Here is a 17,382-nt window from a genome sequence, read left to right on the forward strand (position 1 = left end):
ATAGTAAGAGGAGAGTAGAAAAATTTACTCTTCTCCTTACTGTATATTGAAAGTGTTAAGGGAAAAAATAATGAGTAGAAAAAAATTATTAAAGTTAGGGATTTCAATACTTGCTTTAAACGCTCTTGGAGTAGCAACTTATCATGTGGCTCCAGATTTATATCAAATTCCAACAGTGCATGCAGAAGAAACACCAGCGGAAGATGAAGAAATTCCAGATGGCCAAGAGCGAAACATTGCGCTTAAATTCAAAAGATTCCTTGATAATATAGAATCTTCAATTAAGGATTATACAGATAATCCAGAAGAGGAGAATAAAGAACTCCTAGAGGCTGATGTAGTAGAAGCAAAGAATTATTTTGAGACTGCAAAGAAGGCAATGAAGAGTCCAGAAGGTCAAAAAAGTTTTGCGACACTTGAAGCTCGTTACAATGAGTTGAAAGCCAAGGCTGAAGCTTTGTTGGCTGGTAAGACAGAACAACCAACGGAACCAAAAGTTGAGCATCAAGAAATCACTACGACAGAAGAGATTCCTTATGCATCTCGTACCGAAAACAACGCCGATCTTGCAGAAGGTACTCGCAATGTGAAACAAGCGGGTGTTAAAGGTACTAAGACCATTACTTGGGATATCACACTGACAGATGGTAAAGAAACAGCTCGTACTAAGAAAAGCGAGAAAGTTACCAAAGAACCAGTAGAAGAAATCATCGAAGTTGGAACTAAGAAAACAGGTGTAGAAACCAAAGAAACAGTGACTGTAGAGGAAAAAGTTGCTTTCAAAGAAGAAGCGAAAGTAGACCCAGCACTGGATAAAGGTCAAACGCGTGTTGAAGAAGGTGAAGAAGGTATCGATGAAGTCACTTATGAAGTGACAAAAGTGGATGGTGTTGAAAAATCTCGTAAAGAAGTTTCACGCAAGACTAAGAAAGCTGCAAAAAACAAGATTACTTATACAGGTTCAAAAGCAGTTGTAACCACTAAGGAAGTAACCAAAACTGAAGAAGTTGCCTTCCAGACTCGTGAGGTTGAAAATGCACTCTTAGCTGAAGGTGTTCGCCGAGTGAAAACAGCTGGTCAAAAAGGTGTTCGTACGATTGTTGAAACAGTGACTTACACAGATGGCGTTGAAACAGGTCGTGAGGTGAAATCCAACACAATCACTACTCCAGCAGTAGACGAAGTTGTTGAAGTTGGAACTAAGAAAGTAGTAGCTCCAGTGGTAACGACTAAGGAAGAGACGAAAACAGAAGAAGTTGCCTTCCAAACGAAGGAAGTCACAAATCCAGATCTTCCAGAAGGAAGTCGTCAAGTGAAAGCTGCTGGTAAGAAGGGTGTTCGTACGATTGTTGAAACTGTCACTTACACAGACGGAAAAGAGACAGGTCGTGTTGAGAAATCCAACACAATCACCACTCCAGCAGTAGATGAGATCGTTGAAGTAGGAACTAAGAAAGTAGTAGCTCCAGTTGTAACGACTAAGGAAGAAACGAAGACAGAAGAAGTTGCCTTCCAAACGAAGGAAGTCACAAATCCAGATCTTCCAGAAGGAAGTCGTCAAGTGAAGACCGCTGGGCAAAAAGGTGTTCGTACGATTGTTGAAACTGTCACTTACACAGACGGCATTGAAACAGGTCGTGTTGAGAAATCAAACACAATCACTACTCCAGCAGTAGACGAAGTTGTCGAAGTGGGAACTAAGAAAGTAGTAGCCCCAGTTGTAACGACTGAAGTAGTAGTCCCAGTTGTAACGACTAAGGAAGAAACGAAGACAGAAGATGTTGCTTTCCAAGTCAAAGAAGTGAAGAACGAAGATCTTCCAGAAGGAAGTCGTCAAGTGAAAGCTGCTGGTAAGAAGGGTGTTCGCACCATTGTTTATACAGTGACATACACAGACGGAGTTGAAACAGGTCGTGTTGAGAAATCGAGCACAATCACCACTCCAGCAGTAGATGAGATTGTTGAAGTTGGAACTAAGAAAGTAGCTTCGACAACAACCAACGGTAATAAGAATGATACTGCAACAACAGGGAACCAAGCTGAAAGCACTAAGAAAGAAGAAACTGCAAGCCAAGATCAGCAAGTTCTACCAAGTACAGGTACAGCTTCTACTAGTCTTCTTTCAATGATTGGTTTATTTATCGCTGGTCTAGTAGGCTTTGTCGTTCGTAAGAAAGACTAAGGCTCTCTAATTGTACAAAAGCATCTTTTGTACTAGAAATACTAAAAAGAACCCAGAATTTATTCTTGGGTTCTTTTTTATAAAAAATTAAATATATTAATGTTTATGTGTAACTTGAGTACGTTATGAAACTCATGGAGTGATAATAGATTCAACAATAAAACAGCTATTTACATAGTGTAAACGCCTGTTCTGAAATTTTGATATTTTAATTATTCTCACAGAAAATTGACAACCTGGAAATACAAAATAATAAATTTTTATCTATAATCTACTTTTAATTGCCCCCTTTTTGTGTTAGAATGAGGTGAACATTTCTTTTTAAAATGATTGTATATAAATCATTTTTAGTTTGGAGGTTAATTATGAAATGGAGAAGAGGCATGAAAGTGCCGTTTTCTACTAATTTTAGTAGAAAAATAAAGGCTTACATCGGCCTTGTTGTTTTACTTTTTTCTATTTTTCTTCTTCCGGTTCAGTCTTATGCTGCATTAGAAGAGATTAAAAATGGAACGGATATCTCTACCTTGGATATTCGTAAGTTTAATTTGAACATCAACAATTTTAGTGTTTTATCTAAATCACAGGCTGTTGATTAGTTTCATTTATCAAATCCCCACTATGAATATCTCTGGGGTGGTGCCTATCCAGGCGAGATGGAAAACTTTACTCTTAAAGTAGATAAAAGTAAAAAACAAGATCAAGTTTTTGAAAATCCTTTATCTCTAAAATTCACAAATATTGGTAATATTCACGGAAAGCAAGTAGATGCTTATTTAAAATTCAATAAGGTCACTCTTCACTATCTAAATACTGCTCAATCAGAGTTTGAAATGAATAGTGCTCAAAAGTCTACTGTCGAATTTTTCTCAATTTCTGAATTATGGGAAAGTAGTGCTTTCGAAATTGGTAATGTTCCTTATGTGGATGCGAATCATGACTACATCATGAATAAAGCATTTTGGATTGATGCTGATGTTACAGCAGAAATTCGCTATGCTGATGGAACAGAAACAGACTTGAAATTGGTCATGAAACCTACAGATATTGATGCAATTGATGCAAACAATTTGAAGGAAACCTTCTATGTAAAAAACTATAAGAATGATGTGAACCTTCGATTAATGAACAATGCCAATGTCTTGCAACAGGAAGAAGCAAGTGACCGTACTTCATGGATTGCTACTCAAATAACAGGAGGCGGTTACTATGAAAATAATGTTTCAGGTTTAGCGCTTCGTTCAAATAGTAACAGCTTGAATTTCGGTTATTCATCTACAGAAACCTGTTCGGCTGTATTTGGACTGTATGTTGAAAAGCTTGACCCAAGTCCAGTTCTAGAGGTGGAACCAACTGAGATTCCAGCTAAAGAGGGGCAGGATGTAACTTATAAGGCTACTTTTAAAGTTCCGGTTCCAGGTAAAGACCTTTTAGCAGCTCCATCATCTATTGAAATGGTTCAAAATTTTGATGATCGCTTGAACTATAAAGAACTTAAAGTTGAATCAGGTGGAGTGACTCTGCAAGAAGGACGTGACTATACGATCGAGAAGTCAGGTCAAACAGTTACTGTTAAAATGACACCTGAATACATAAAAGCAAATTCTTCTGCTGAAATTATTGTAACTTATAATACTACTACAAACAAAAAGGTAGAAGAAAAAGGTCCTGAAAAAATTAACAACACTGTAACCTTGCATGTTGATAACTTATCAGCTCCTTCTAATCAGGTGAGCACTGCTCTTCTTTACGAAAAACACCATGAATTTGTCAGTGGAACTCCAGGAAAAGAGTTGCCACAAGAAGTGAAAGACTTGCTTCCAGCAACAGAAAAGAATTTATCTAATGGCAGTCAAGTAACGCCAACGCAACCAAGTCAAACAGAAGTGAAGACGTCAGAAGGTACCTGGAGCTTCAAGTCCTATGACAAGTCATCAGAAACCATCAATGGAGCGGATGCCCACTTCATCGGTACTTGGGAATTCACCCCAGCTCCAAGATACAAGGCAACACATGAATTTGTCAGCGGAACGCCAGGAAAAGAGCTTCCAAAAGAAGTAAAAGACTTGCTTCCAGCAGACCAAACAGACTTGAAAGACGGTAGTCAAGCGACTCCGACTCAACCAAGTCAAACAGAAGTGAAGACAACAGAAGGTACCTGGAGCTTTAAGTCCTATGACAAGGCATCAGAAACCATCAATGGAGCGGATGCTCACTTCGTCGGTACTTGGGAATTCACCCCAGCACCAACTTACAAGGCAACACACGAATTTGTAAGCGGAACGCCAGGCAAAGAACTTCCGCAAGAAGTGAAAACCTTGCTTCCGTCAGACCAAACAGACTTGAAAGACGGTAGTCAAGCGACTCCAACTCAACCAAGTCAAACAGAAGTGAAGACGGCAGAAGGCACTTGGAGCTTCAAGTCCTATGACAAAGTATCAGAAACCATCAATGGAGCGGATGCCCACTTTATCGGTACTTGGGAATTCACCCCAGCACCAACTTACAAGGCAACACACGAATTTGTCAGTGGAACGCCAGGTAAAGAACTTCCGCAAGAAGTGAAATCCTTGCTTCCAGCAGACCAAACAGACTTGAAAGACGGTAGTCAAGCGACTCCAACTCAACCAAGTCAAACAGAAGTGAAGACCGCAGAAGGCACTTGGAGCTTCAAGTCATACGACAAGACCTCTGACACCATTAATGGAGCGGATGCCCACTTCATCGGTACTTGGGAATTCACCCCAGCTCCAACTTACAAGGCAACACATGAATTTGTCAGCGGAACTCCAGGTAAAGAACTTCCAAAAGAAGTAAAAGACTTGCTTCCGTCAGACCAAACAGACTTGAAGGACGGCAGCCAAGTAACGCCAACGCAACCAAGTCAAACGGAAGTGAAGACAGCAGAAGGCACCTGGAGCTTCAAGTCCTACGACAAGGCATCAGAAACCATCAATGGAGCAGACGTTAAATTTACAGGAACTTGGGAATTTACCCCAGCGCCAACAGTGACTCATAAAGCGGTTCACGAGTTTGTCAGCGGAACTCCAGGCAAAGAACTTCCACAAGAAGTGAAATCCTTGCTTCCAGCAGACCAAACAGACCTGAAGGACGGCAACCAAGTAACGCCAACGCAACCAAGTCAAACAGAAGTGAAGACAGCAGAAGGCACCTGGAGCTTCAAGTCCTACGACAAGGCATCAGAAACCATCAATGGAGCGGATGTTAAGTTTGTAGGTGCATGGGAATTTACAGCAAGCCCGGTTCCAACAGTGACTCATAAAGCAGTTCACGAGTTTGTCAGTGGAACTCCAGGCAAAGAACTTCCACAAGAAGTGAAATCCTTGCTTCCAGCAGACCAAACAGACCTGAAGGACGGTAGTCAAGCGACTCCAACTCAACCAAGTCAAACAGAAGTGAAGACAGCAGAAGGCACATGGAGCTTCAAGTCCTACGACAAGACATCGGAAACAATTAATGGATCAGATGTTAAGTTTGTAGGTACATGGGAATTTACAGCAAGCCCAGCACCAACAGTGACTCATAAAGCAGTTCACGAGTTTGTAAGCGGAACGCCAGGAAAAGAACTTCCGCAAGAAGTGAAATCCTTACTTCCATCAGACCAAATAGACTTGAAAGACGGCAGCCAAGTAACGCCAACGCAACCAAGTCAAACGGAAGTGAAGACAGCAGAAGGCACATGGAGCTTCAAGTCCTACGACAAGACATCGGAAGCAATTAATGGAGCAGATGTTAAGTTTGTAGGCACATGGGAATTCACCCCAGCGCCAACTTACAAGGTAACACATGAATTTGTAAGCGGAACGCCAGGAAAAGAACTTCCACAAGAAGTAAAAGACTTGCTTCCAGCAGACCAAACAAACTTGAAAGATGGTAGCCAAGCGACTCCGACACAACCAAGTCAAACAGAGGTTAAGACAACAGAAGGCACATGGAACTTCAAGTCCTACGACAAGACATCGGAAACAATTAATGGATCAGATGTTAAGTTTGTAGGCACCTGGGAATTTACAGCAAGCCCAGTTCCAACAGTGACTCATAAAGCAGTTCACGAGTTTGTCAGCGGAACTCCAGGTAAAGAACTTCCACAAGAAGTGAAATCCTTGCTTCCAGCAGACCAAACAAACTTGAAAGATGGCAGCCAAGCAACGCCAACGCAACCAAGTCAAACGGAAGTGAAGACCGCAGAAGGCACATGGAGCTTCAAGTCCTACGACAAGGCATCAGAAACCATCAATGGATCAGATGTTAAGTTTGTAGGTACCTGGGAATTTACAGCAAGCCCGGTTCCAACAGTGACTCATAAAGCAGTTCACGAGTTTGTCAGTGGAACTCCAGGCAAAGAACTTCCACAAGAAGTGAAATCCTTGCTTCCAGCAGACCAAACAGACTTGAAGGACGGCAGCCAAGTAACGCCAACGCAACCAAGTCAAACGGAAGTGAAGACCGCAGAAGGCATATGGAGCTTCAAGTCCTACGACAAAGCATCAGAAACCATCAATGGAGCGGATGCACATTTCGTAGGAACATGGGAATTCACTCCGACCCCAGTTAAAGATTCTGGAAATACTAGTCAACCAGAAGAAAGAAGTAGTCAAAATCAGAACTTGTTGCCAAACACAGGTTCAGCAGTATCTGGTCTTCTTTCAATCATCGGTCTTGCCTTTGCAAGCCTAGCAGCTTTTGTTCTTCGCAAGAAAGACTAAGCCATTCTTAGTACATAAGAAATTGACTTCTTAATTCCTGAGTCTAAGAAGAGAGAACGAGAAATCGTTCTCTCTTTTTCTTGCATTTTATATCGAACTGTGATATATTTTATATAACGAAGTGCGATATATCGAATTAAATAGGAGGTGTGGTTAAATGGAATTAACAGATAAGATCAGGCGTGTTTACCTTCCCATGACGGAAACGGGTTTTTATATCTTGTTCTGTCTACAAAAGGAACGTCATGGTTATAGTATTACGCAAAAGGTCAAGGAGATGACAGATTCGCAAGTCTCGATTAGTCCTGGAACTATGTATGGGACCTTGTCAAAGATGGAAAAGGATGGCTTGATTTTCTTTGTCCGAGAAGAGGAAAAACGGAAAATTTATCAGATAACAGATTTGGGACGCAAAGTCTTAGATATTGAATTGAAACGTATTGAACGACTCTATAGAAACAGTCGGGAGGAAGGATGATGGAAAAGAAGGTCATTTATAGAATTGCTACCATTGCGGATTATGATAGGGAGGCTCTATACTTTAGAGAAATGCATGCCAAGGGCTGGAAACTTAAGGAAGTAACCTACTCTAACTTAGTAGTTGCGGTTAAGTATACTTTTGAAAAGTGCCAACCGGAGCAGGTGTCTTATCAGTTGGACTTTTATCCTATGAAAAAATCAGAGAGAGCCTCCTATTTACAATTATTTAAAGACTGTGGTTGGGAGCATATTACAGACTTTAATGGGTTTTCCTACTTTAGAAAGCTTCATTCTGGAATTGAGTCGGATGCCGAGTTTGAAATTTATAATGACGCGGTCGGGAAGTTAGCTGTGGTCAAACGGATTTTAACGAGGCGGATGCTTCCTATTTTGCTTCTCTTTTTAGCTCTACTACCGGTTTTCTCAAAGTTTGTCACCGGAGGTAGTTCTTTCAGATGGGAAGTATTTTTGATTTTCATAATAGATTGGGTTTTATTGCTAGTTTTTGCGATTCAGATTTCTTATATTTTTTGGAGATTGTTTCAAAAATGGAAAGAATTATCTGATAAATGAAGCAATACCTATTTTCTAATCTGGAGGTAAGACAATGAATAGTGAAGTACAATTTCGGATTTTTACAATAGTTGATTTGGACAAGGAAGAAGAATATTTACATGAGATGCACTTGAAAGGTTGGAGATATAGAACTAATCGTTTTGTTTTTTTCTATTTTGAACAATGCCAACCAGATGATGTCATCTATCATATCTATGATTCTAGATTTTTTAAAAAGTATAAGCATGAACTACAAGATTTTAGAAATAGCGGTTGGGAATTGATAGAAACAGGTTTTTGTTCAATTCTTCGTAAACCAACTTCTGATATACTTTCAGAGGATCAAGTCTATATGCTTAATGGTCTCAGATGGGAAGTTATGCGGTCTAGACTTCGTTCCTGTATAGCCACTTTTTCAGGTGGTCTTGTTGTTTGCATGAGTTTGTATCGAGAAAACTTGTCTCAGTCTTTCTTTATTATTTTCGTTTTATACGCTTGCTTAATTTCTTATCTAATCTATGGTTTTTTCAGACTTAAAAGGAAATACCAAGCAGATGAGAAGTAAGATTCTAGGTCTTTAGACTGATTTTTAGCACTCTTAACAAAAGAGTGCTAATTTTTTGAGTTTTTGTCTTGACATTCTCTTCTAAGGGTGTATAATAGAATCATGAGTTAGCACTTGGGTGCATAGAGTGCTAATTGATTGGACAGAGAGGAGTGATGAGATGGTTACAGAGCGTCAGCAGGATATTTTAAATCTGATTATTGACATCTTTACCAAAACGCACGAACCTGTCGGATCCAAGGCGCTACAAGAGTCTATCAATTCTAGTAGTGCTACCATTCGTAATGACATGGCGGCTCTAGAGAAGCAGGGTTTGCTTGAGAAGGCTCATACCTCAAGCGGTCGGATGCCAAGTGTCGCGGGATTTCAGTACTATGTGAAACACTCGCTTGCTTTTGACAGACTGGCTGAAAATGAGGTATACGAGATTGTCAAAGCCTTTGATCAGGAGTTCTTCAAACTGGAGGATATTCTGCAAGAGGCTGCTAATCTACTGACAGACCTGAGCGGCTGTACGGTAGTAGCACTGGATGTTGAGCCGAGCAGGCAACGGTTGACAGCCTTTGATATCGTTGTTTTGGGGCAACATACAGCCTTGGCAGTATTTACCCTAGACGAGTCGCGAACGGTTACAAGTCAATTTCTGATTCCAAGAAACTTCTTGCAGGAAGATTTGCTGAAACTGAAAAGCATCATTCAGGAACGTTTCCTCGGTCACACTGTTCTGGACATTCATTACAAGATTCGGACGGAGATCCCACAGATTATCCAGCGTTACTTTACAACTACGGACAATGTTATGGATCTCTTTGAACACATTTTTAAAGAAATGTTCAACGAAAACATTGTGGTGTCGGGCAAGGTCAATCTCTTGAATTTTGCCAATCTAGCGGCCTATCAGTTCTTTGACCAACCGCAAAAGGTGGCTTTGGAGATTCGTGAGGGTCTGCATGAAGATCAGATGCAAAATGTCCGTGTTGCGGACAGTCAGGAATCCTGTCTAGCTGACTTGGCGGTGATTAGCAGTAAATTCCTCATTCCTTATCGAGGTTTTGGAATTCTAGCGATTATCGGTCCGGTTAATCTGGATTACCAGCAATTGGTCAACCAAGTCAATGTAGTCAACCGTGTATTGACCATGAAGTTGACGGATTTTTATCGCTACCTCAGCAGTAATCATTACGAAGTAAATTAATTTTGAAATCATTAAAGGAGGCGAAAATGGCCCAAGATAAAAAGAACGAAGAAATGAAAGAAGAGGAAGTTGTGGAAACAACTGAAGAAACAACTCCTGAGAAGTCTGAGTTGGACTTGGCAAATGAACGCGCAGATGAGTTCGAAAACAAATACCTTCGCGCTCATGCAGAAATGCAGAATATTCAACGCCGTGCCAATGAAGAACGTCAAAACTTGCAACGTTATCGTAGCCAGGACTTGGCAAAAGCAATCTTACCATCGCTTGACAACCTAGAACGTGCGCTTGCCGTTGAAGGTTTGACAGACGATGTCAAAAAAGGATTGGAGATGGTGCAAGAGAGCTTGAATCACGCTTTGAAAGAAGAAGGAATAGAAGAAATCGCTGCTGATGGCGAATTTGATCATAACTATCATATGGCCATCCAAACTCTCCCAGCAGACGATGAACACCCAGCAGATACCATTGCCCAAGTCTTCCAAAAAGGTTACAAACTCCATGACCGCATTCTTCGCCCAGCCATGGTGGTAGTGTATAACTAGGCAATTCTGACGGTAGCTAAAGCAACTCGTCAGAAAACGGCAATCGCTATGGCGTTTGCCTAGCCTCCTTACTAACTCGTCGTCGAAATAATATCGATTTCGACTCCTCGTGTCGTAACATAATAGGAAACTTGTCCGAAACGACAATAAACTATGAAGAAAGTTAAAAAGCAAGCCGGAGGCTTGCAAGGAAGATATTGCCCGCAGTGGTGAAAGTTTCAGTAGCTTTGGCTACTGAAACAGGGGATTTTTGAGACAATAGGCTCAAAAATAAGTGATGAAATCCCGAAGGGAGTTGCTCACGTCCCCACCACTTAAGAGAAATATCAAAAAATCAAAATTCGAATTAAAATTTAAGGAGAAAAACACATGTCTAAAATTATCGGTATTGACTTAGGTACAACAAACTCAGCAGTAGCAGTTCTTGAAGGAACTGAAAGCAAAATCATCGCAAACCCAGAAGGAAACCGTACAACTCCATCTGTAGTATCATTCAAAAACGGTGAAATCATCGTTGGTGATGCCGCAAAACGTCAAGCAGTTACAAACCCAGATACAGTGATCTCTATCAAATCTAAGATGGGTACTTCTGAAAAAGTTTCTGCTAACGGCAAAGAGTACACTCCGCAAGAAATCTCAGCTATGATTCTTCAATACTTGAAAGGTTACGCTGAAGAATACCTTGGTGAGAAAGTAACCAAAGCGGTCATCACAGTTCCAGCTTACTTTAACGATGCTCAACGTCAAGCAACAAAAGACGCTGGTAAAATCGCTGGTCTTGAAGTAGAACGTATCGTCAACGAACCAACTGCAGCCGCTCTTGCTTACGGTTTGGATAAGACTGACAAAGAAGAAAAAATCTTGGTATTCGACCTTGGTGGTGGTACATTTGACGTCTCTATCCTTGAACTCGGTGACGGTGTCTTCGATGTATTGTCAACTGCAGGGGACAACAAACTTGGTGGTGACGACTTTGACCAAAAAATCATCGACCACTTGGTAGCAGAATTCAAGAAAGAAAACGGTATTGACTTGTCTAATGACAAGATGGCAATGCAACGTTTGAAAGATGCCGCTGAAAAAGCGAAGAAAGACCTTTCTGGTGTAACTTCAACTCAAATTAGCTTGCCATTCATCACTGCTGGTGATGCTGGACCTCTTCACTTGGAAATGACTTTGACTCGTGCGAAATTTGATGATTTGACTCGTGACCTTGTAGAACGTACAAAAGTTCCAGTTCGTCAAGCCCTCTCAGATGCAGGTTTGAGCTTGTCAGAAATTGACGAAGTTATCCTTGTTGGTGGTTCAACTCGTATCCCAGCCGTTGTAGAAGCTGTGAAAGCTGAAACTGGTAAAGAACCAAACAAATCAGTAAACCCTGATGAAGTAGTTGCTATGGGTGCGGCTATCCAAGGTGGTGTCATTACTGGTGATGTGAAAGACGTTGTCCTCCTTGACGTAACACCATTGTCACTCGGTATCGAAACAATGGGTGGAGTATTTACAAAACTTATCGATCGCAACACAACGATTCCTACATCTAAATCACAAGTCTTCTCAACCGCAGCAGACAACCAACCAGCCGTTGATATCCACGTTCTTCAAGGTGAACGCCCAATGGCAGCAGATAACAAGACTCTTGGACGTTTCCAATTGACAGATATCCCAGCTGCACCTCGTGGTATTCCACAAATCGAAGTAACATTTGACATCGATAAGAACGGTATCGTATCTGTTAAAGCCAAAGACCTTGGAACTCAAAAAGAACAAACCATTGTCATCCAATCGAACTCAGGTTTGACGGATGAAGAAATCGACCGCATGATGAAAGATGCTGAAGCAAACGCTGAAGCCGATAAGAAACGTAAAGAAGAAGTTGACCTTCGTAACGAAGTAGACCAAGCCATCTTTGCGACTGAAAAGACAATCAAGGAAACTGAAGGCAAAGGCTTCGATGCAGAACGTGATGCTGCCCAAGCTGCCCTTGATGAGCTTAAGAAAGCCCAAGAAGACAACAACTTGGACGAAATGAAAGCGAAACTCGAAGCTTTGAACGAAAAAGCTCAAGGCCTTGCTGTTAAACTCTACGAACAAGCTGCAGCAGCACAACAAGCTCAAGCAGGAGCAGAAGGAGCACAAGCAACAGGAAACGCAGGCGATGACGTCGTAGACGGAGAGTTTACGGAGAAGTAAAACAATCCAGTGGATTGTTTTAGCGGAACCTCTTGAAATAAAGAAAGGTTCCGAGATTTTAGGATTTCTTTAATCCGAAACTCAATTCAGCATTACTAGTTCTAAAACAAAGTATAATCGACTTTGTTTTAGAACGTCGTAATGATAAGAAGAAATCCAGAGGTTGCAACCCAGCCTCTGTTTTTCGGTAAAAAAGGATAGGATCTTAGTGGTTTGGGTTTTATCTTGTCAATAAGAAAGAAATGAATTGAACCCGAACTAAATCGTGGTCTCGTTCCGCAATATTAACAGAAAGGAATAAGGGTGTTCGTAATTGAACTCGAGCGGAAAGCTTGGAAATTAGATAAACCTTCTAAGAAATCAGGATTTCTTGTCGGTTTCCTAAATTTCAGTCGCTTTCTGTTCGCTCTTAGTATCTTGTATGAACAATACTGAATTTTATGATCGTCTGGGGGTGTCAAAAAACGCTTCGGCAGACGAAATCAAAAAGGCTTATCGTAAGCTTTCTAAAAAATATCACCCAGATATCAACAAGGAACCTGGCGCTGAGGAAAAATACAAGGAAGTTCAAGAAGCCTATGAGACCTTGAGTGACGACCAAAAACGTGCAGCCTATGACCAATATGGTGCTGCGGGTGCCAACGGTGGCTTTGGTGGTGCTGGTGGTTTCGGCGGCTTTGACGGAGCAGGTGGCTTCGGTGGTTTTGAAGATATCTTCTCAAGTTTTTTCGGAGGAGGCGGAGCTTCGCGCAATCCAAACGCTCCTCGTCAAGGGGATGACCTCCAGTACCGTGTGAATTTGACTTTTGAAGAAGCCATCTTCGGAACGGAAAAAGAAGTGAAATACAACCGTGAAGCAAGCTGTCGTACATGTAATGGCTCTGGAGCTAAGCCAGGAACAAGTCCAGTCACTTGTGGACGCTGTCATGGTGCTGGTGTTATTAACGTCGATACGCAGACTCCTCTTGGTATGATGCGCCGTCAAGTAACCTGTGATGTCTGTCATGGTCGCGGAAAAGAAATTAAAGATCCATGTACAACTTGTCATGGAACAGGTCATGAAAAACAAGCTCATAGCGTCCATGTAAAAATCCCTGCTGGTGTGGAAACAGGCCAACAAATCCGCCTCGCTGGTCAAGGTGAAGCAGGCTTTAACGGTGGACCTTATGGGGACTTGTATGTAGTGGTTTCAGTAGAAGCCAGCGATAAGTTTGAACGTGAAGGAACCACTATTTTCTACAAGTTAAATCTTAATATTGTTCAAGCTACTCTTGGAGATACTGTGGAAATTCCAACCGTGCATGGAGATGTTGAATTGGTTATCCCAGAAGGAACACAGACTGGCAAGAAATTCCGTCTACGTGGTAAGGGAGCACCGAGCCTTCGTGGCGGTGCCGTTGGTGACCAATATGTTACTGTCAATGTCGTGACTCCAACAGGTTTGAACGACCGCCAAAAAGCAGCGCTTAAAGAATTCGCAGCTGCAGGTGACTTGAAAGTCAATCCAAAGAAAAAAGGCTTCTTTGACCATATAAAAGATGCCTTTGAAGGAGAATAAAGTAAAAAGAGCCGGCGGGCTCTTTTTTGTATAATTTTGGGAAATTTAGTATCGAAAAATCATTTTCCAGTTAGTCTACTATCTATACTTTTGAGTGAGCAAGCCAGCCTCATCCATCTCCTGGATGAGTTGCTTGATTTCCGATTCTTTGCCAGGCTTAACGGTGACGGTATCAATGTGGTTGATTGCCGAATTATCCTGAATATCCACCAAGGTCAAAGCTTTTTCATAGAATGCGATTCCCTTTTTTAGACTTTCCTGATTTTTCCAAGCTAGAATTGTGTAAGAAGAGTTTGATTTCTTTCCTTTTTCTTGGAAATACTTCTCGCCCTCCTCCCCTAAAAATTGTATTAAACCACGATTGAATAAGTTGTCTCCTACTTTATAGTAGGAAATATCACCTGTCTGGAGGACATAGACTTTCAGTCGGTTTTTGGTGAGTTTTGGACTTTCTTTTAGGACGGGGTGTCTATTGATAACTTCATCAGAGAATGTCACATAAAAATCTAAGCCCCCGCCCTCGAATTGATACTTTCCATTTGATTCGACTTTCTCGGGAGGGAGGTCAAGGGAGATAAAGATTTGTTTTAAGGCTTTATTCCCCTCACGGATGTCACTCGGTGAAGCCTTGAAAAGATTGGCCACTAGTAGAAATGCTAGGGCTGCAAGCAGGCAGAGACAGCCACAAGAGATCGCGATGACCTTCGCTAGAACTTTTAAAAACTGTTTCACTTTCATTCCTCCCTTTTCTGTTCGAATCTAGTAACCCAAAATGGATTTAAGGAAAGTTGGAGGCTTTCTTATTCTTGTTTTTCTTCTTGGAGGACCACCATTCTAGTCTGGAAATCTTTTTCCAAGACTTTGAACTTGTAGGTCAAGCCTTTTTGGTATTCCTTGATAAGGGCTTTTTGTTGGTCGATGATTTGTAGGCTGTTTTGGATGATATCCAAATCATCCTTGATAGCTTTGACGCGGTCAGTTGTATCTAGCACTTCATCCTGAATGGCTTGGCGATTTTTCACGACAAAATAACTTCCGACGGCAGCACCTGCAAATAGCAATAGATTGGATAGTTTCATGGTATCTCCTTAAGCATTTCTAATAGTTTCAGCGACTTGGGCAAGTTTGTCAAAGTCTGGTTCGTGAGCGATAAAGTCAATCTTGAGGTCATCTTCTGCACCGTAGCGAGGTACGAGATGCACGTGAGTATGAAAGACTGTTTGACTAGCAACTTCCTCACAGTTGGCGATGATGTTCATTCCGGCAGCCTTGGTAGCTTTCATAACTTTTTGAGCTACCAGTGGTACTTGGGCAAAGAGTTGGCTGGCACTCGCAGCATCCATCTCCAAAAGATTGCGGTAGTGCTCTTTTGGCACTACTAAGGTATGTCCAGGTGTTACTTGAGAGATATCAAGGAAGGCAAGAACCTGCTCATCCTCGTATACTTTTGAAGCAGGAATCTCCCCTGCGATAATCTTACAAAAAATGCAATCTGACATAAAATCCACCTCTACTGTATTGAATTTTGATATAATATAGCTACATTATACCAGATTCGGAGAAAATATGTTAGAAATTAAAAACCTGACAGGAGGCTATGTTCACGTTCCTGTCTTGAAAGATGTGTCCTTTACAGTTGAAAGTGGGCAGTTGGTCGGTTTGATTGGGCTCAACGGTGCTGGGAAATCAACGACAATCAATGAGATTATTGGTCTGTTGACACCTTACAGTGGGGAAATCAAGATTAACGATCTCACCCTGCGAGAAGATGCGACAAACTACCGCAAGCAGATTGGCTACATCCCTGAGACTCCTAGTTTGTATGAGGAATTGACCCTCAGAGAGCATATCGAAACGGTGGCTATGGCCTATGGTATTGACCAAAAAGTGGCTTTTGATCGTGTGGAACATTTGTTAAAAATGTTCCGTCTGGACCAAAAATTAGACTGGTTCCCAGTACATTTTTCCAAAGGGATGAAGCAGAAGGTCATGATTATTTGTGCTTTTGTCGTAGATCCGAGTCTTTTCATCGTTGATGAGCCTTTTCTTGGTCTTGATCCGCTGGCGATTGCCGACTTGATTCAGCTTTTGGAAGTAGAAAAGCAAAAAGGCAAGTCCATTCTCATGAGTACCCACGTGCTGGACTCGGCGGAGAAGATGTGTGACGCCTTTGTTATTCTCCACAAGGGGGAGGTGAGGGCTCAGGGGAACCTCCAGCAACTCCGTGAAGCCTTTGACATGCCTGAAGCGAGTTTGAATGATATTTACTTGGCTCTGACCAAAGAGGAGGACCTATGAAAGACTTGTTTTTAAAGCGAAAGCAGGCTTTTCGTAAGGAGTGTGTCGGTTATCTCCGTTATGTTCTCAATGACCACTTTGTCTTGTTCCTGCTGGTTCTCATCGGTTTTCTAGCTTACCAGTACAGTCAACTCTTGCAAGATTTTCCTGAAAATCATTGGCCTATTCTCTTGTTTTTGGGAATTGTATCTGCCTTGCTTTTGGCTTGGGGAGGAATCGCGACCTACATAGAAGCACCTGACAAGCTCTTTCTCTTAGTCAGTGAAGAGGAGGTCAAGTTGTACCTCAAAGGGCAGACAGTGCGCTCGCTAGTTTTTTGGCTCTTTGTCCAAACCCTTTTCTTGCTTTTGTTTGTACCCTTGTTTTTAGCCATGGGCTATGGTTTTCCAGTCTTTCTCATCTATGTGGTTTTATTGGGAGCTGGAAAATATCTCCTCTTTCGCCAAAAAGCCAGTAAATTTCTTACTGAAACTGGACTGGACTGGGATTATATCATTGCCCAAGAAAGCAAACGCAAGCAAGTTTTGCTTCGTTTCTTTGCTCTCTTTACTCAGGTCAAGGGCGTTTCAAACAGTGTCAAGCGTCGCGCTTATCTGGATTTCATCCTAAAGACTGTTCAAAAGGCACCAGGGAAGATCTGGCAAAACCTCTATCTTCGTTCTTATCTGCGAAATGGAGACCTCTTTGCCCTCAGTCTCCGCCTCTTGTTCTTATCCTTGTTAGCTGAAATCTTTATCGAGCAGTCTTGGATTGCGACAGCAGTGGTTGTCCTGTTTAATTACCTCCTGCTCTTCCAGTTGTTGGCTCTCTATCGAGCTTTTGACTACCAGTACTTGACCCAGCTCTTTCCTTTAGAAAAGGGTGAAAAAGAGAAAGGACTACAGGCAGTTATCCGAGGATTGACAGGTTTTGTTTTATTAGTACAACTGATAGTTGGTTTGATTACCCTCCAAGAAAAACTAGCCCTTCTAGCCCTGCTTGGAGCTGGACTGGTTTTACAAGTCTTGTATTTGCCTTATCAGGTAAAACGTCAGATGCAAGACTAACATTGCTTAAACAATACAAAAAGAAGTTGAGTTCAGTCTGT

At 41.6% G+C, this 17,382-nt stretch carries 13 protein-coding genes and 1 pseudogene; 11 read left to right on the top strand and 3 right to left on the bottom strand.

Going from position 1 to position 17,382, the window contains the following annotated elements; translation table 11 throughout:
- Nucleotides 1-70: 70 nt before the first annotated feature.
- From ACLV7H_RS01845 to dnaJ, 9 genes and pseudogenes are all read left to right on the top strand, one after another.
- Entirely contained in the window at nucleotides 71-2,182 is a 2,112-nt protein-coding gene (locus ACLV7H_RS01845) for a G5 domain-containing protein (protein ID WP_411866210.1), read from the top strand.
- A gap of 365 nt (nucleotides 2,183-2,547) precedes the next feature.
- Nucleotides 2,548-6,909, top strand: a pseudogene (locus ACLV7H_RS01850) (LPXTG-anchored SHIRT domain periscope protein).
- 157 nt (nucleotides 6,910-7,066) lie between these two features.
- A complete protein-coding gene (locus ACLV7H_RS01855; protein ID WP_000423987.1) occupies nucleotides 7,067-7,387 on the top strand; it encodes a PadR family transcriptional regulator in 321 nt (106 codons plus the stop codon).
- On the top strand, nucleotides 7,387-7,962 hold the full coding sequence (locus tag ACLV7H_RS01860) for a DUF2812 domain-containing protein (protein ID WP_045591865.1): 576 nt from the start codon (nucleotides 7,387-7,389) through the stop codon (nucleotides 7,960-7,962). Before ACLV7H_RS01855 ends, ACLV7H_RS01860 begins: the two co-directional genes overlap by 1 nt.
- 34 nt (nucleotides 7,963-7,996) lie before the next feature.
- Nucleotides 7,997-8,509 (top strand): DUF2812 domain-containing protein, encoded by a 513-nt coding sequence (locus ACLV7H_RS01865; RefSeq protein ID WP_411866211.1) that lies wholly within the window; start codon nucleotides 7,997-7,999, stop codon nucleotides 8,507-8,509.
- A 160-nt stretch (nucleotides 8,510-8,669) separates the two neighbouring features.
- On the top strand, nucleotides 8,670-9,704 hold the full coding sequence (hrcA, locus tag ACLV7H_RS01870) for a heat-inducible transcriptional repressor HrcA (protein WP_045591862.1): 1,035 nt from the start codon (nucleotides 8,670-8,672) through the stop codon (nucleotides 9,702-9,704).
- Between the two features lie 26 nt (nucleotides 9,705-9,730).
- Nucleotides 9,731-10,246, top strand: coding sequence for a nucleotide exchange factor GrpE (gene grpE, locus ACLV7H_RS01875; RefSeq protein WP_411866212.1), 516 nt, complete (start codon nucleotides 9,731-9,733; stop codon nucleotides 10,244-10,246).
- Between the two features lie 369 nt (nucleotides 10,247-10,615).
- A complete protein-coding gene (gene dnaK / locus ACLV7H_RS01880) occupies nucleotides 10,616-12,439 on the top strand; it encodes a molecular chaperone DnaK (protein WP_411866213.1) in 1,824 nt (607 codons plus the stop codon).
- 421 nt (nucleotides 12,440-12,860) lie between these two features.
- Nucleotides 12,861-13,997, top strand: a complete 1,137-nt coding sequence (gene dnaJ / locus ACLV7H_RS01885) for a molecular chaperone DnaJ (protein ID WP_001066315.1) — start codon at nucleotides 12,861-12,863, stop codon at nucleotides 13,995-13,997.
- Nucleotides 13,998-14,075: 78 nt separating this feature from the next.
- On the opposite strand, the gene ACLV7H_RS01890 is transcribed toward dnaJ, so the two are convergent.
- From ACLV7H_RS01890 to ACLV7H_RS01900, 3 genes are all read right to left on the bottom strand, one after another.
- Nucleotides 14,076-14,735, bottom strand: coding sequence for a hypothetical protein (locus ACLV7H_RS01890; RefSeq protein WP_411866214.1), 660 nt, complete (start codon nucleotides 14,733-14,735; stop codon nucleotides 14,076-14,078).
- Nucleotides 14,736-14,797: 62 nt separating this feature from the next.
- Nucleotides 14,798-15,076 (bottom strand): hypothetical protein, encoded by a 279-nt coding sequence (locus ACLV7H_RS01895; protein WP_411866215.1) that lies wholly within the window; start codon nucleotides 15,074-15,076, stop codon nucleotides 14,798-14,800.
- Between the two features lie 9 nt (nucleotides 15,077-15,085).
- Nucleotides 15,086-15,496, bottom strand: coding sequence for an HIT family protein (locus ACLV7H_RS01900; protein ID WP_411866216.1), 411 nt, complete (start codon nucleotides 15,494-15,496; stop codon nucleotides 15,086-15,088).
- A 67-nt stretch (nucleotides 15,497-15,563) separates the two neighbouring features.
- Between ACLV7H_RS01900 and ACLV7H_RS01905 the strand changes: the two genes are divergently transcribed.
- Complete coding sequence (locus ACLV7H_RS01905; RefSeq protein WP_411866217.1) at nucleotides 15,564-16,295, top strand: ABC transporter ATP-binding protein; 732 nt, start codon at nucleotides 15,564-15,566, stop codon at nucleotides 16,293-16,295.
- A complete protein-coding gene (locus ACLV7H_RS01910) occupies nucleotides 16,292-17,341 on the top strand; it encodes an ABC transporter permease (RefSeq protein WP_411866218.1) in 1,050 nt (349 codons plus the stop codon). Before ACLV7H_RS01905 ends, ACLV7H_RS01910 begins: the two co-directional genes overlap by 4 nt.
- Nucleotides 17,342-17,382 lie beyond the last annotated feature (41 nt).

Source organism: Streptococcus oralis (genome assembly GCF_965111685.1).
GTDB classification, from domain to species: domain Bacteria; phylum Bacillota; class Bacilli; order Lactobacillales; family Streptococcaceae; genus Streptococcus; species Streptococcus oralis_B.

Coding starts and splice junctions, on each gene's coding strand:
- ACLV7H_RS01855 (WP_000423987.1), top strand. CDS start 7,067: ATGGAATTAACAGATAAGATCAGGCGTGTTTACCTTCCCATGACGGAA.
- dnaJ (WP_001066315.1), top strand. CDS start 12,861: ATGAACAATACTGAATTTTATGATCGTCTGGGGGTGTCAAAAAACGCT.
- ACLV7H_RS01865 (WP_411866211.1), top strand. CDS start 7,997: ATGAATAGTGAAGTACAATTTCGGATTTTTACAATAGTTGATTTGGAC.
- hrcA (WP_045591862.1), top strand. CDS start 8,670: ATGGTTACAGAGCGTCAGCAGGATATTTTAAATCTGATTATTGACATC.
- dnaK (WP_411866213.1), top strand. CDS start 10,616: ATGTCTAAAATTATCGGTATTGACTTAGGTACAACAAACTCAGCAGTA.
- ACLV7H_RS01910 (WP_411866218.1), top strand. CDS start 16,292: ATGAAAGACTTGTTTTTAAAGCGAAAGCAGGCTTTTCGTAAGGAGTGT.
- ACLV7H_RS01845 (WP_411866210.1), top strand. CDS start 71: ATGAGTAGAAAAAAATTATTAAAGTTAGGGATTTCAATACTTGCTTTA.
- ACLV7H_RS01890 (WP_411866214.1), bottom strand. CDS start 14,735: ATGAAAGTGAAACAGTTTTTAAAAGTTCTAGCGAAGGTCATCGCGATC.
- ACLV7H_RS01905 (WP_411866217.1), top strand. CDS start 15,564: ATGTTAGAAATTAAAAACCTGACAGGAGGCTATGTTCACGTTCCTGTC.
- grpE (WP_411866212.1), top strand. CDS start 9,731: ATGGCCCAAGATAAAAAGAACGAAGAAATGAAAGAAGAGGAAGTTGTG.
- ACLV7H_RS01895 (WP_411866215.1), bottom strand. CDS start 15,076: ATGAAACTATCCAATCTATTGCTATTTGCAGGTGCTGCCGTCGGAAGT.
- ACLV7H_RS01900 (WP_411866216.1), bottom strand. CDS start 15,496: ATGTCAGATTGCATTTTTTGTAAGATTATCGCAGGGGAGATTCCTGCT.
- ACLV7H_RS01860 (WP_045591865.1), top strand. CDS start 7,387: ATGGAAAAGAAGGTCATTTATAGAATTGCTACCATTGCGGATTATGAT.